The following is a 14,374-nucleotide window of genomic DNA, read 5'->3' as shown; positions in this document are numbered from 1 at the left end:
CTTCGGTGGTCAGAGCAGGCCGTCGAGGATGAAAGGCTGTTTCGGCTTCACCGGGCCGGTATCTTTCGGCACCTTGCCGTCCGGGCCGGGCTGCGCCTGCGGCGAACCGGGCGGCGGCTCCAGCGGGCCTTTCACGCCGCAGCCGCCCAGCGCCAGCGCGCCACCGAGCGCGAGCGTAAGAGCGAAGGTGCGGCACAGGCGGGAGAGAGCGCGGGACAAGGAGGCTTCCTCGGCTGGGTCGGATCGGGTTCAGGCGCAACCTATAACGCCGCTTGCGGAAAGGCGAGGCCCGCGGCGCAGGCTCGTCGCCGCCGTCAGGCGTCAAAAGTGGCGATCACCGGCACATGGTCGGAAGGCCGCTCCCAGCCGCGCGCCTCGCGCAGCACGGTGAGCGCGCGGGCGGTCGGCGCCAGCGCCGGGGTCGCCCACACATGGTCGAGCCGGCGGCCGCGATTGGAAGCCGCCCAGTCGGCGGCGCGGTAGCTCCACCAGGTGAAGAGCTTCTCCTGCGGCGGGATGAAGTTGCGCATCACATCCACCCAGTTTCCCGCCGCCTGCAGCCTTTCCAGCTTCTCCACCTCGATCGGCGTGTGGCTGACCACGTCGATGAGCTGCTTGTGGCTCCACACATCCGCTTCCAGCGGCGCGATGTTGAGATCGCCGACCAGCACCGAGCGCGCGGCGGGGTCCTGCGGGTGCAGGTGCTCCCAGGCGGTGGCCTCGTCGAGGAAGGCGAGCTTGTGGCGGAACTTCTCGTTCACATCAGGGTCGGGAATGTCGCCGCCGGCGGGGATGTAGAAATTATGGATGGTCAGCGGCGCGGAAAGACCGGCCTCGCGACCGAGGACCACCGAAATATGCCGCGCATCGCCCATGTCGCAGAAGCCTTGCCGGCTCACATCTTCGAAGGGCCGCTTCGAGAGGATGGCGACGCCATGATAGCCCTTCTGGCCATGGATGGCGGCGTGGGGATAGCCGAACTTTGCCGCCTCCTTCAGCGGGAAGCGGTCATCCGGCGTCTTGGTCTCCTGCAGGCAGATGACGTCCGGCTGGTGTTCCTCGGCGAGCTTGGCGACGAGCCCGATGCGCAGGCGCACCGAATTGATGTTCCAGGTGGCGATGGAGAGCGTCAAAGCGAGGAGACCTGTCGAGGGGCGGGAATCGGCGCGACACTAGAGCATGTTCCGCCGAAGGTGAACGGCGCCGCACCGTCATCGCCGCCGCGCGCCCTTATCCCACGCCTCCTCATCCTCCACGCCCCTCATCCCCGGGCTTGACCCGGGGACCCAGCCTTGCCGCGCGCCGTTGATCGCGAATAGATGCCCCGGCCTTCAGTCACCTGGGTGCCCGGGTCAAGCCCGGGCATGAGGGAGGCGCGTGCGGCTATCCCCGCCTCCCTGCCTCGCCTCCCGTCAATTCCGGTTGATGACGAACATCATCGGGTCCGGGCGCTGGGAGGTGTCGAGGTTGGACACCGCGACCGTGGTGTCGTAGCCCTGCGGGTCGGTGACGGTCCACTGCTTGAGCTGCATGGTCTTGGCGTCGAACATGATCATCAGCCGGTAGGTGCCGACCATGGGCTGCTTTTCCTCGATCACGACCGTGGCGAAGATGTCGTCCTGATAGACGCCGGTGACATTGGCGTTGCGGGCGAGGTTGAAGTTCTCCGACAGCAGGAAGCGCAGCGGCGTCGCCGAGAGCGGGGTGATGTCCTGCGTCTTCAACCTTTTGTCGCGCACCGCCACCGAGCGTCCGTCCGCCACCAGCTCGATCCGGCTCGGCGCCTCATATTCGAACAGCACCCGGCCGGGCTTGAGGATGTAGAACTGGCCCTGCTGACGCGTGCCGTCGGGATCGACCTGCACGAAGTCGCCGATCATCGTCTTGAAACTGTTGAAATAGTCGTTGATGCGCTGGACCGTCTCCGTCGCCGCGCGCTGGTTGGCCACCGCCGCGACCTGGATGCCGGAATCTGCGCCCGCCGCCGCGTCCGGACCCGCCTGGGCGGTGCGCATCGACGCCGGCTTCTTCGGCGGCACCGGCGCGAAGGGCGGCGGCGGCACCTGCGCCAGGGCGAGGCCCGCCGGCAGGAGCAGCAGGGCGGCGGCGCAGATACGGATCATGGAGCGCATGGGGCACATCTCGCTGGAGCACGTCGGGCGCGGCACGGGACGCGCGGGCCTCGTGCGCATGTCGGTGTCGGGGCTGCGGGTAGCGCGCCGCTGTGGCGATCCTGTGGCCCGGACGCTGCGTCAGCGACGGGCGGAAACACAGGTGCGGGAGCGGCGGCCGTCATCGGCTCAATAGCCCTCTCCGCCGCCCTCGGTGAGGATTTCGCGCTTGCCGGCATGGTTGGCCGGGCCGACCAGCCCCTCGCGCTCCATGCGCTCGACCAGCGAGGCGGCGCGGTTATAGCCGATCTGCAGCCGGCGCTGGATATAGGAGGTGGAGCACTTCTTGTCGCGCATCACCACCGCCACCGCCTGGGAATAGAGATCGCCCCCTTCCTCCGCGCCCATGCCGCTCTTGTCGAACACGGCGCCGTCCTCGCCCTCGCCATCGAGGTCGATCGTCACCTCGTCGAGATAGTCGGGCGAGCCTTGCGCCTTCAGGTGCTCGACCACGCGCTCCACCTCCTGGTCGGAGACGAAGGGGCCGTGGACGCGGGAAATGCGCCCGCCGCCGGCCATGTAGAGCATGTCGCCCTGGCCGAGCAGCTGTTCGGCGCCCATCTCGCCGAGAATGGTGCGTGAGTCGATCTTCGAGGTGACCTGGAAGGAAATGCGGGTCGGGAAATTGGCCTTGATGGTGCCGGTGATGACATCCACGGAGGGGCGCTGCGTCGCCATGATGAGATGGATGCCGGCGGCGCGCGCCATCTGGGCGAGGCGCTGGATGGCGCCTTCGATCTCCTTGCCGGCCACCATCATCAAATCGGCCATCTCGTCGACGACGACGACGATATAGGGGATGGGCGAGAGGTCCATCTCCTCGCGCTCATAGATGGCTTCGCCCGTCTCCTTGTCGAAGCCGGTCTGCACCGTGCGCACGATCTGCTCGCCCTTTGCCTGCGCCTCGGCGATGCGGGCATTGAAACCGTCAATGCTGCGCACGCCGACCTTCGACATCTTGCGGTAGCGCTCCTCCATCTCGCGCACCGCCCATTTCAGCGCCACCACCGCCTTTTTCGGGTCGGTGACCACGGGGGTCAGCAGATGGGGAATGCCGTCATAGATCGACAGCTCCAGCATCTTCGGGTCGATCATGATCAGCCGGCACTGCTCCGGCCGCATGCGGAAGAGCAGGCTGAGGATCATCGTGTTGATCGCCACCGACTTGCCCGAACCGGTGGTGCCGGCCACCAGGAGATGCGGCATGCGGGCGAGATCGACGATGACCGGCTCGCCGCCAATGGTCTTGCCGAGCGCGATGGCGAGCTTGTGCGCGGCCTCGCCGAAATCGCGGGCGACGAGGATCTCGCGCAGCAGCACCTTGTCGCGCTTGGGGTTGGGCAGTTCGATGCCGATGGCGTTCTTGCCGGGAATGACCGCCACACGCGCGGAGATCGCGCTCATCGAGCGGGCAATGTCGTCAGCAAGGCCGATGACGCGGCTCGATTTGATCCCCGGCGCCGGCTCCAGCTCGTACAGCGTCACCACCGGGCCGGGACGGGCATTGACGATGGCGCCGCGCACGCCGAAATCGTCGAGCACGCCTTCGAGATCGCGCGCGTTCTGATCCAGCGCCTCGCGTGACAGGGCAGGGCCGCCGCGCGGCGGCGGCGGCGACAGCAGGTCGAGCCCCGGCATGGCGTAGCGCCGGCGCTGCTCCTCCAGCGCGGCACGCCCGCCCCGGATCGAGCGCAGCGGCGGCGGGCGCTTGGCGACGCGCGGCACCGGCGGCGGCGGGGGCGCGGCAAAGGCCTCGTCCAGCGCGTCGGGCAGGTCGTCATCGGCGCTCTCGAAGCCGGCGACGTCCTCCTCCTCGTCGAACGTCTCGCGCCGGCCGAAGCTCGGCTCGTGCCGGCCGGCGCGCAGGGCTGCGAGATCGTCCTCCTCCGCGCCGCCGAAGCCGACGCTTTCGCGCAGTCGTTCGGCGAGGCCGCGCGCGGGGCGCGGGCGGCGGGCGGCGCCGGGCGCGAAGCGCGCCTTCAGCGACAGCACGCCATGGGTCATCATGCCGAGCAGGAAGGCGAGCCAGCCCGGTTCGTCATCCTCGAAGCTGGCGGGCGCGCGGCGCGGGTCGTCCAGCGCTTCCTCCGGCTCGGCTCGCAGCCCGAACCCGACCGCCAGCGGCAGGGTGAGCGCGGCGCCGATGAGGCAGACAATGCCGACCACGGCGTAGTCGGCGCTGGTCAGCCAGCTTGCGCGCAACGCCGCCGGCACGGCAAGCACGAATTCGCCCAGCACGCCGCCGAGCCCGCTCGGCAGCGGCCAGCCGCCGAAACGCGGCAGGCAGGCGGCGAAGCCGGAGGCGAAGACGATGCCCGCCACCAAGGCGATCAGCCGCGCCCGCAGCCGGCCGGGATGGCGATGGGTCAGCAGCAGCCAGCCCCATATGCCCATGGGCAGCACCACCGCCAGGGCGGCGACGCCGAAAAGCTGCATCATCACATCGGCGAAGATCGCGCCGGGAAGGCTCAGCAGATTGGACGGCGCGGCGGCGCTGGAACGGCTGAGACTGGGATCGTCGGCCGACCAGGTCGCCAGCGCCAGCAGCATCAGCGCGCACAGGCTCAGCCAGGCAAGGCCGACCAGCTCTGCCGTGCGGCGGGAAAGGGCGCCGCGCACCTCCTCGGGCAGGAAGCCGCCCGGCGCGCTCTGCCCGGCCCGGTGCGGCCGTGGGCCAGCGCCGCCCTTGCCAGTTCCCTCCGGCCGGGGTCGCGGCCGGGCGGCACGGGACGGAGCGGCCTCCAGCCGAGGCGTCCGCATCGTCGTCTGCGTCCCCATGTCCCGCCCCGTCTCCTTGCCCCGCCTCGCCAAACGCCTCGCCCCGCTCAGGACAGACCGGCCAGAAGGCGCGGCAGCGCCTCCCGCGTCGTCTCAAGGTCCTGCACCAGCGCGATACGCAGATAGTCGGCGCCGGGATTGCGCCCCTGCGCGTCGCCGCGGCAAAGATAGCCGCCCGGCACGGTGCGCAGCCCCTCACGCTGCCACAGACGCCGCGCCGCTTCCTCGCCGGCGCTGTGCCGCCCGGTGCGCAGCCCGGCGACGTTCAGCCACAGGAAAAAGCCGCCATCCGGCCGCTGATAGTCGAAATGCCCGGTCAGCACCTCGTCGGCGATGTCGAACTTCGCCCTGTAGAGGTCGCGGCTCGCCGCCACATGCGCCTCGTCGGACAGCGCCGCGATGCCGACCCATTGCAGCGGCTCGGGCACCTGCGGCGCGGCGACATTGCGGAAATCGGCGAAGGCCTCGATGAAGCGTGCCTCGCCGGCGCAGAAGCCGCAGCGCAGCCCCGGCAGGCTGGAGCGCTTCGACAGCGAATTGAAGGCGACGACGCCGGCGAAATCCGGCCCCGCCACCTCCAGAATGCCGGTCGGCGGTGCCTCGCCCAGCCAGATCTCGGAATAGCACTCGTCGGCGAAGATCATTACCTCATGCGCCCGGCACAGCGCCACCAGCCGCTCAAGATAGGCGCGCGGCGCGATGGTGCCCTGCGGATTGGCCGGGGAGGCGAAATAGAGCGCGACCGAACGGTCGAGCAGTTCCGGGGTCAGAGCGTCGAGGTCCGGCAGCCAGCCGCCAGCCGCCGGCAAAGGCAGGTCGACGCTGGCGCAGCCGGCGGCTTCCGCTCCGGCGCCATAGGCGGCGTAGAACGGGTTGGGCAGCAGCACGGCGGGCTCGGCCGCGCCGATGCGGGCGCGCTTTTGCGGCGAGAGCAGCCGGCGCGCCATCAGCGCGGCGAAGAACAGCCCCTCGCGCGAGCCGTTGAGCACCAAGACTTCGCGCTCCGGATCGGGCGCGCGGGCCAGCGCGTAGCGGCGGGCGAACCAGTCGCCGGCGGCGCGGCGGAACTCGGGCAGCCCCTTGCCGGCGGGATAGCGGCCGAAGCCGTCGAGATGACCAGCCAGCACCTCGCCGACGAAACCGGGCATGGCGTGGCGCGGCTCCCCGACCGCCAGGCTCAGCGCCGGCTTTCCCGGGGCGAGATCGGCGAGCAGCTCGGTCAGCCGCACGAAAGGCGAGCGCGCCGCCGGCCCCGGATCGGGGACAGTGGCCGGTGTCGCGGCGGCAGCGGGGGAAAGGGCATCAGGCACGGGTTCGGTCTCGCCTCGGCCACGGAATGCGGCCTCTGCCGGCACAATAGCCCGGCTGCGGTAAAGGCGTTCTTAACCATGCGCGCGCAAAGCGCCGGGCCGCCGGCAAAGAAAAGGCCCCGGCAGTGCCGGGGCCTTGCGCAGCAAAGAGACCGGGAAACGGCGCGCGGAACGCGCCGCCCGGCGGAGCCGGTAGCTCCGATCAGCTGTGATAGGCGCGCTCGCCATGCTCGACGATGTCGAGGCCCTCGCGCTCCTTCTCCACCGACGGACGCAGCCCGATGAGGACGTTGACCACGTAGTAGAGGATCGCCGAGACGATGCCGCCCCACACGAGGGTCACCGCCACCGCCTGGAACTGCACCCACACCTGGTGGCCCATCGCGTAATCGGCGATGCCGGGGCCGCCGAGCGCCGGGGCGACGACGATGCCGGTGCCGATGGCGCCGACGATGCCGCCCACGCCATGGACGCCGAACACGTCAAGGCTGTCATCATAGCCGAGCGCGTTCTTCACCGTGGTGCAGAAGAAGAAGCAGATGATGGCGGCGATGAAGCCGAGCACGATCGCGCCGAGCGGGCCGGAGAGGCCGGCGGCCGGGGTGATGGCGACGAGGCCCGCAACCATGCCGGAGATGGCACCGAGCATGGAGGGCTTGCCCTTGGCCAGCCACTCGATGAGCGTCCAGCCGACGATCGCGCCGGCGGTGGCGACGAAGGTGTTCATGACGGCGAGCGTGGTGCCGGCATTGGCTTCAAGGTTGGAGCCGGCGTTGAAGCCGAACCAGCCCACCCACAGGACGCTGGCGCCGACCATGGCGAAGGGCAGCGAGTGGGGAGGCATCAGTTCCTTGCCGTAGCCGGTGCGCTTGCCGATGATGATGCAGCCGACGAGGCCGGCAATACCGGCATTGATGTGCACCACGGTGCCGCCGGCGAAGTCGAGCGCGCCCATGGCGAACAGGTAGCCTTCCGAGAACCACACCATGTGGGCGATCGGGTAGTAGACGAACGTCACCCACAGGATGCTGAACAGCACGATGGCCGAGAACTTCATGCGCTCGGCGAAGGCGCCGATGATCAGCGCGGGGGTGATGGCCGAGAAGGTCATCTGGAACACGATGAAGATGTATTCCGGAATCTTCACGCCCTTGGAGAAGGTGTCGGCCAGGCTTTCCGTGGTCACGCCGGCGAGGAAGGCCTTCTCGAAGCCGCCGATGAAGGCGTTGCCGGAGGTGAAGGCGAGCGAGTAGCCGTAGAACACCCAGAGCAGCATCATCACGGCGGCGATGACGGTGACCTGCATGAGGACCGAGAGCATGTTCTTGGCGCGCACGAGGCCGCCATAGAAAAGGGCGAGGCCCGGCACGGTCATGAACAGAACGAGGATGGAGGAGACCATCATCCAGGTGATGTCGCCCTTGTCCACGGTGACCGCGGCGGCGACCTCGGCGGTGGCTTCCGCGCCGGCGGCCGGGTTGTCCTGGGCGAAAGCGGCGGCCGCAAACAGCGCCGTCGTCGCCAGCGCAGGCAGGCCCGCGCGTATCCAATTCTTGGTCGTCATGGGTTCAATGCTCCGTCGCAATCGGAAAATATCGGGATCGGTGACGCAGGCTCAGAGGGCGTCGGCGTCGGTTTCGCCGGTGCGGATGCGCACGGCCTGATCGATCGCGTAGACGAAGATCTTGCCGTCGCCGATCTGGCCGGTCTTGGCCGAGGTGGTAATCGCGTCGATGACCTTGGAAACATGATCGGAAGCCACGGCGACCTCGATCTTGAGCTTGGGCAGGAAGCTCACTGCGTATTCCGCGCCGCGATAGATCTCGGTGTGGCCCTTTTGACGGCCATATCCCTTGACCTCCGTAACGGTCAGTCCGTGCACACCAATGCCAGTGAGCGCATCCCGGACTTCCTCAAGCTTGAAGGGCTTGATGATAGCCATGACGATCTTCATGGGTTCTGTCCCCGCTTGGCCCCGAACCGCTGGCGGGGTTCTGGGCGTTTCATGTCGGACTCGTCGAGGTTGTTTTACGCAACCTGCCGATCCAGCCGGGGAGAGAGAATCAATTCGCGTGCCAACCGTTGCGGATCAACGCTTCCGGTGGAAATGCCGCAGGGAAGCGCGGGCCGATGCACCGTCGGCGGCCACCGCCCTGCACGCACGCGACGCCGCCGGATTGCTCAATTCTTGATCGGGCCGCTGACCCTTCCCGAGTCACCGCCCCACATTCGCCATCAGTCGTCTAAATTTTAGGCAGATGCCTGTGCGGCAGGCGCCCGCACCGGCCGGATCAGCCCTTCCTGCGCCACCGAGGCGACCAGCCGCCCGGCGCGGTCATAGATCAGCCCGCGCGCCAGGCCGCGCGCGCCGGCGGCGCTCGGGCTGTCCTGGGCATAGAGCAGCCAGTCATCGGCGCGGAAGGGACGGTGCAGCCACAGCGCGTGATCGAGGCTGGCGACCTGCAGGTTCTCGCCGAGCACGCTGGTGCCGTGCAGCGTCGTCGTCGCTTCCAGGAGCGTCATGTCGGAAGCATAGGCGAGCACGGCCTGGTGCAGCCCTTCCGCGTCGGGCAGCGGGCCCGTGGTGCGGAACCACACCGCCCGGCGCGGCTCGACGCGCTTTTCCCCGAGCCCCACCGGCTTCAGTTCGATCGGGCGCGGGCGGCGCCAATAGGCCAGCACCGGCGCCGGCAGGGCGGCGACCACCTCGGCCGGCAGTTCGCCGATGCCCGGCACCTCCTCCGGCGGCGGCACCGCCATGTCGAGGTCGAGCTGGTGTTCCAGCCCCGGCTCCTGGCGATGGAACGAGACCGACATGATGAAAATCGGCCGCCCGTGCTGGATCGCCACCGCCCGGCGCGTGGCGAAGCTGCGCCCGTCGCGCACCCGCTCGACATCGTAAATGATCGGCACCTTCGGATCGCCGGCGAGCAGGAAATAGGCGTGCATGGAATGGGCGGCAAGCCCTTCCACCGTGCGCTGCGCCGCCACCAGCGCCTGCGCCAGCACCTGCCCGCCGAAGACGCGGGTGCGGAACGGCCAGGATTCCGGCGGGTTGAGACCACGGAAGAGATTGTCCTCCAGCCGCTCCAGATCGAGCAGGGCGACGAGTTCGGCGGCGCTTTGGGTCATGGGCGGGCTTCTCCTCATCGCGACGGAACGGCAGGCAAGGCGGAATGGGTCAAGACGGAATGGGTCAAGACGGGGGCGGCACCCCGGCGCATTGTCCGGGGTGCCTAGCTAAGGCATAGGAGGGAGGGCGCACAATGCGCGGATGGTCGAGAGCGGAGGCGGCGCGCCATGCAACAGGACCAGCGATATGATGCCGTGATGGCCGGCGGCGGGCTCGCCGGGCTTACCCTCGCGCTCGCGCTGCGGCAGGGGCTGGGAGACAGTGCCCGCCTCGCCGTGGCCGACCCGGCCTTCGCCGCGCCGCAGCCCGCCAGCACGGATCTGCGCGCCTCCGCCATCGCCGCCGGCGCCCGCCGCCTGTTCGAAGCGCTCGGCGTGTGGGAGCGGGTGGAAGCGGAGGCCCAGCCGATTCTCGCCATGGAGATCACCGATTCCAAGCTCGGCGACGCCGCCCGGCCGGTGTTCCTCTCCTTCGACGGCGAGGTGGAGCCGGGCGAGCCTTTCGCCCATATGCTGCCCAATGCAGTGCTGCAGGACGCGATGACGGACCTCGCCCGCGAACGCGGCGTCGCGCTGCTGCCCACCCGCATCGCCGGCTTCACCCCCGGCCCGGCCCGCATTGCGCTGCGGCTCGGCGATGGCGCGGAGGCCACCAGTTCCGTGCTCGCCGCCTGCGATGGCGGCCGCTCCAAGCTGCGGGCGCTGGCCGGCATCGGCGTCACCGGCTGGTCCTATCACCAGTCCGCCATCGTGATGACGGTCGGCCATGAGCGCCCGCACGCGGGCAAGGCGATCGAGCATTTCCTGCCCGCCGGCCCCTTCGCCATGCTGCCCCTCACCGGCAATCGCTGCTCCATCGTCTGGACCGAGGCGACCGACACCGCCGCGCGCCTGCTGAAGCTGCCGCGCGTGCTGCTGCTGGACGAGCTGGAACAGCGCTTCGGGCTGGAACTGGGAGGGATCGAAATCCTCGACGAGCCGAAGGCGTTCCCGCTCGGCTTCCAGATGGCGCGTTCCTTCATCGGCGAGCGCCTCGCTCTGGTGGGCGATGCCGCCCACACCATCCACCCCATTGCCGGGCAGGGCATCAATATGGGGTTGCGCGATGTGGCGGCGCTGGCGGAGGCCGCCACCGACGCCGCCCGGCTCGGCCTCGACATCGGCGGGCCGGACGTTCTGGAGCGCTACCAGCGCTGGCGGCGCTTCGACACGCTGGCCATGGGCGTGGCGACCGACGGGCTGAACCGTCTGTTCGGCCTGCGCTCGGACGCGGTGCGCCTCGCGCGCGATGTCGGCCTCGGGCTGGTGGAGCGCCTGCCGGCGCTGAAGGGCTTCTTCATCCGCGACGCCGCCGGCATTGGCGGGCGCGCCCCGCGCCTGCTGCGCGGGGAAGCGCTGTAGAGCGTTTTCGAGCGAAGGGACTACCGGTTCGCGTGAAGAAAACGCGACAAAACAAAGAATGAGATCACTTCACTGTTGCCGTGAAACAGTGAAGTGATCCAGGTATCAGCGCGCCGCCTCTTCCTCGGTCAGCTGCCGCGCCTCGTCGGCCAGCAGGATCGGGATGCCGTCGCGAATCGGGTAGGCGAGACGCGCGGCGCGCGACACCAGTTCCTGCGCCGCGCGGTCATAGTCCAGCGGCCCCTTGGTGACCGGGCAGACCAGCAGTTCCAGCAGCTTCGGGTCGATCTCGTAGCCCGCGCGCGGGGAAACGGGGGCAGGATTGTTGGATTGCGCGGCCATGGGCAGGAATCTCCCGATCTTCGGCAGGATCACGAACGTATTCCGGCTATATAACGCAGCAAGCTGACATTCTCACGTCGCCACCTTCCCCGAAGTGCCACGGACCGATGGAATCTCCCCCGCTCGATCTCGCCCTGGAACCCCGTCTCGACGGCGATACGCTGCAGCAATGGGTGTTTCGCCGCCTGCGCCGCTCGGTCATGGCCGGCCGCTTCCCGCCCGGCAAGGCGGTGACGATCCGCGGGCTGGCGGACGAACTCGGCGTCTCCTCCATGCCGGTGCGCGAGGCGCTGCGGCGGCTGGTGGCCGAGCGCGCGCTGGTGCTGCTCGACAATCGCCGCGTGCGCGTGCCGGAAATGACGGCGCGCCGCTTCGAGGAGCTGATGATGGCGCGCACGCTGCTGGAGACCGAGGCGGCGGCCCGCGCGCTCGCGGTCGCGGACAGCGCCTTCATCGCCCGGCTCGACGCGCTCAACGCCGATTCCGACGCGGCGGTGGCCGCCGCCGATACCGAGGCGATGATCGAGACCAATCTTGCCTTCCACGGCGCGCTCTATGGCGGGCGGGCGGATAATGTGCTGCTGCCGCTGATCGAATCGGTGTGGCTGCAGATCGGCCCGTTCATGCGCATGGCGCTGGCGGACCTCGAAACCCATTACCCCGTGGACCGCCACGCCGAGGCGCTGGCCGCGCTGCGCGCCCGCGACGAGGCGGCGCTGCGCCGCGCCATCGAGGCCGATATTCGCGACGGAATCGGCCATCTGCTGGCGCAGCTGGGGTAGAGCAAGCGCCCGGGCGCTGCTCAGCCCGCCGCCTTCATCCGGCCGCCGCCGCGCCGGCGCTCGGCGGCGAGGCGTGCGGCGGCGCCGAAGGCGGTGAAGATGCCGCTGGAGAGCTTGTCCTCCCAGAAGCGCCATTCCGGGTGCCACTGGATCGCCATGTTGAAGCCCGGCGAATCCGGCACGCGGAAGGCCTCGATGGTGCCGTCCTCGGCCGTCGCTTCCACCGCCACGCCCGGCGCCAGCATCGCCACGCCCTGGCCGTGCAGCGAGTTCACCCGCCACGTCGTGTCCCCGGCGAGGCTGGCCAGCAGCCCGTCGGCCGCCAGCGCCACGTCGTGCACCGTCGCGTACTGGCCCTCGATGTCGAGGCCGGAATCCTCGCGATGGTCGAAGCGGCCGGGCTGCTCATAGAGCTTCTGGAACAGCGTGCCGCCAAGCGCGACGTTCATTTCCTGGAAGCCGCGGCATACGCCGAACAGCGGCACGCCGCGTTCCAGCGCCGCGCGGATCAGCGGCAGCGAGATGTCGTCGCGGTGCGGGTCGGCCGGCAGCGGCGGGTCGTGCGGCAGGTCGCCATAATGATGCGGGCCGACATTGGACGGGCTGCCGGGCAGGAACAGCGCGTCGACGGCGGCGAGGATCTCGTCGACGACGATCCGCTCCGGCGCCATGGCGGAATCCACCGCCGAGATGGTGCCGGGAATGAGCACCGGCATCGCCTGGGCGCCGCGCGCCACCGCGTAAATATACTTCTCGGTGACGCCATGGACGACATGCCCGTCCCTGGCCTTCACATCGCTGATCACACCGATAACCGGACGCATAACATCTCCTGCGCTCTCTGCCGCTGATGTGGCGCGCGCGCCCGGCGGCTGTCAACGGCGGGCGCGTGCAGCCCCGCCCCGCACGGCGCGCGACCCTGCCGCTTGCGCCCGATCGCCGCCGCCGCGCCGCCCTCCGTACCCAAATGTTTCCGGCGAAGGATCTTCGTGTATGAAGGGCCACCTCTCGTCCGCAGGCGCCGCCGGAAGCCCATGGTTTTTTCGTCCGTCACCTTTCTGTTCTATTTCCTGCCGGCGTTCCTGATCTGCTATTTCGCGACGCCGGGGCTGCGCGCCCGCAATCTCGTGCTGCTGGCCTTCTCGCTGGTGTTCTACGCCTGGGGCGGGCTCGCCAATGTGGTGGTGCTGGCGGTGTCCATCGTCGCCAATTACAGCCTCGCCCTGCTGATCGACACCCGTACGGGCCCGTGGCGGCTGCGCATGCTGGGGCTGGCGGTGGCGCTCAATCTCGCCGGCCTCATCGCCTTCAAATATGCCGGCTTCCTCGCCGAGAACCTCAACCACCTGCTGCCCGACGCCGCCCAGCTGCCGGTGGTGCATCCGCCGCTGCCGCTCGGCATCTCCTTCTTCACCTTCCACGCCATCTCCTATCTCGTCGACATCTATCGCGGGAAGGCGCGGGCCAATGGCCGCTTCGAGGAGATCGCGGTCTACATCACCATGTTCCCGCAGCTGGTGGCTGGCCCGATCGTGCGCTACTCCACCATCGCCCACCGCATCAGGGCGCGGCGCACCACGCTCGGACGGGTGTCGGCGGGGCTGCGCATCTTCGTCATCGGCCTGTCGTGGAAAGTGCTGATCGCCGACGAGGTGGCGCCGCTGGTCAGCGTGGTGTTCGACAACACCACCGCCCCCAATCTCGGCGAGGCGTGGATCGGCGTCTGCGCCTATGCGCTGCAGATCTATTTCGACTTCGGCGGCTATTCCAACATGGCGATCGGCCTCGCGCTGGCCATGGGGCTGAAATTCCCGCGCAATTTCAATCTACCCTATGGCGCGCTGTCGATCACCGATTTCTGGCGCCGCTGGCATATGAGCCTGTCGAGCTGGTTCCGGGACTATGTCTATATCCCGCTCGGCGGCAACCGGCACGGCCATGTGCACACGGCGCTGAATCTGTGGACCGTGTTCCTGCTCTGCGGCCTGTGGCACGGGGCGAGCTGGACGTTCGTCATATGGGGCGTGCATCACGGCACTTTCCTGGTGCTGGAGCGCACCCGCCTCGGCGCCGCCCTGCGCGCCGCGCCGCGCGTGGTCGGGCATGCCTATGTGCTCCTCGTCGTGCTCACCGGCTGGGTCTGGTTCCGGGCGGAGAGCCTGCCGCAGGCGATGGAGCTGTTCGCCGGCCTCGCCGGGCTGAACGGGGTGGGCCCGCTGTCGATCAATCTGCTGGCCGATCTGGAGCCGGTGACGATCGTCATCCTGGTGCTGGCCTGGCCGCTCGCCATGTTCGGCCTGCCGCCGCCCGGCGCGAAGCGGCTGCCGCCGCATCTGCGCCGCGCCCTGTACGGACTGGCCGACAGCGTCGTGGTGGCGGCGCTGTTCGTCCTGTGCATCCTGTCGGTGGGGGCGGCGACCTATTCGCCCTTCCTGTATTTCCGGTTCTGAGGGGAGCG

Annotated in this window: 13 protein-coding genes; 3 read left to right on the top strand and 10 right to left on the bottom strand. The window is 69.1% G+C overall.

The genetic code is table 11. From position 1 onward, the window contains the following. Nucleotides 1–9 precede the first annotated feature (9 nt). The 8 genes from lptM to J2S75_RS16900 form a co-directional block, all read right to left on the bottom strand. On the bottom strand, nucleotides 10–219 hold the full coding sequence (lptM, locus tag J2S75_RS16935) for an LPS translocon maturation chaperone LptM (RefSeq protein ID WP_244450247.1): 210 nt from the start codon (nucleotides 217–219) through the stop codon (nucleotides 10–12). Nucleotides 220–314: 95 nt separating this feature from the next. Next, nucleotides 315–1,133 (bottom strand): exodeoxyribonuclease III, encoded by an 819-nt coding sequence (locus tag J2S75_RS16930; RefSeq protein ID WP_307021517.1) that lies wholly within the window; start codon nucleotides 1,131–1,133, stop codon nucleotides 315–317. 279 nt (nucleotides 1,134–1,412) lie between these two features. After that, nucleotides 1,413–2,132, bottom strand: a complete 720-nt coding sequence (locus tag J2S75_RS16925; RefSeq protein ID WP_307021515.1) for a LolA family protein — start codon at nucleotides 2,130–2,132, stop codon at nucleotides 1,413–1,415. A 168-nt stretch (nucleotides 2,133–2,300) separates the two neighbouring features. Further along, nucleotides 2,301–4,949 carry a DNA translocase FtsK gene (locus J2S75_RS16920; protein ID WP_307021511.1) on the bottom strand — a complete coding sequence of 883 codons (2,649 nt, stop codon included), beginning with the start codon at nucleotides 4,947–4,949 and terminating at the stop codon, nucleotides 2,301–2,303. A 47-nt stretch (nucleotides 4,950–4,996) separates the two neighbouring features. Continuing rightward, nucleotides 4,997–6,259 (bottom strand): aminotransferase class I/II-fold pyridoxal phosphate-dependent enzyme, encoded by a 1,263-nt coding sequence (locus J2S75_RS16915; protein ID WP_307021509.1) that lies wholly within the window; start codon nucleotides 6,257–6,259, stop codon nucleotides 4,997–4,999. Nucleotides 6,260–6,461: 202 nt separating this feature from the next. Next, complete coding sequence (locus J2S75_RS16910; protein WP_307021507.1) at nucleotides 6,462–7,823, bottom strand: ammonium transporter; 1,362 nt, start codon at nucleotides 7,821–7,823, stop codon at nucleotides 6,462–6,464. Nucleotides 7,824–7,874: 51 nt separating this feature from the next. Further along, nucleotides 7,875–8,213: a P-II family nitrogen regulator gene (locus tag J2S75_RS16905; RefSeq protein ID WP_244450241.1), complete on the bottom strand. Its 339-nt coding sequence runs from the start codon at nucleotides 8,211–8,213 to the stop codon at nucleotides 7,875–7,877. Nucleotides 8,214–8,509: 296 nt separating this feature from the next. Further along, the gene (locus J2S75_RS16900; RefSeq protein ID WP_307021505.1) at nucleotides 8,510–9,391 is read right to left on the bottom strand and encodes an acyl-CoA thioesterase; all 882 of its coding nucleotides are present in this window, start codon (nucleotides 9,389–9,391) and stop codon (nucleotides 8,510–8,512) included. Nucleotides 9,392–9,559: 168 nt separating this feature from the next. Here J2S75_RS16900 and J2S75_RS16895 point away from each other — a divergent pair, with 168 nt between their 5' ends. After that, complete coding sequence (locus J2S75_RS16895) at nucleotides 9,560–10,792, top strand: ubiquinone biosynthesis hydroxylase (RefSeq protein WP_307021503.1); 1,233 nt, start codon at nucleotides 9,560–9,562, stop codon at nucleotides 10,790–10,792. Between the two features lie 105 nt (nucleotides 10,793–10,897). Here J2S75_RS16895 and J2S75_RS16890 read toward each other — a convergent pair whose 3' ends face one another. Next, nucleotides 10,898–11,134: a Trm112 family protein gene (locus tag J2S75_RS16890; RefSeq protein WP_307021502.1), complete on the bottom strand. Its 237-nt coding sequence runs from the start codon at nucleotides 11,132–11,134 to the stop codon at nucleotides 10,898–10,900. 107 nt (nucleotides 11,135–11,241) lie between these two features. On the opposite strand from J2S75_RS16890, the gene J2S75_RS16885 reads away from it, so the two are divergent. Then, complete coding sequence (locus J2S75_RS16885) at nucleotides 11,242–11,916, top strand: GntR family transcriptional regulator (protein ID WP_307021500.1); 675 nt, start codon at nucleotides 11,242–11,244, stop codon at nucleotides 11,914–11,916. Nucleotides 11,917–11,936: 20 nt separating this feature from the next. Here J2S75_RS16885 and J2S75_RS16880 read toward each other — a convergent pair whose 3' ends face one another. Beyond that, nucleotides 11,937–12,740: a gamma-glutamyl-gamma-aminobutyrate hydrolase family protein gene (locus J2S75_RS16880; protein WP_307021498.1), complete on the bottom strand. Its 804-nt coding sequence runs from the start codon at nucleotides 12,738–12,740 to the stop codon at nucleotides 11,937–11,939. 210 nt (nucleotides 12,741–12,950) lie between these two features. Here J2S75_RS16880 and J2S75_RS16875 point away from each other — a divergent pair, with 210 nt between their 5' ends. Then, nucleotides 12,951–14,366 carry an MBOAT family O-acyltransferase gene (locus J2S75_RS16875; protein ID WP_307021496.1) on the top strand — a complete coding sequence of 472 codons (1,416 nt, stop codon included), beginning with the start codon at nucleotides 12,951–12,953 and terminating at the stop codon, nucleotides 14,364–14,366. Nucleotides 14,367–14,374 lie beyond the last annotated feature (8 nt).

Source organism: Ancylobacter polymorphus (assembly GCF_030813495.1).
In the GTDB taxonomy this organism is placed as follows: Bacteria; Pseudomonadota; Alphaproteobacteria; order Rhizobiales; family Xanthobacteraceae; genus Ancylobacter; species Ancylobacter polymorphus.
The sequence above is the reverse complement of the archived record's forward strand: the minus strand, read 5'-3'. Positions and strand labels throughout refer to the sequence as shown.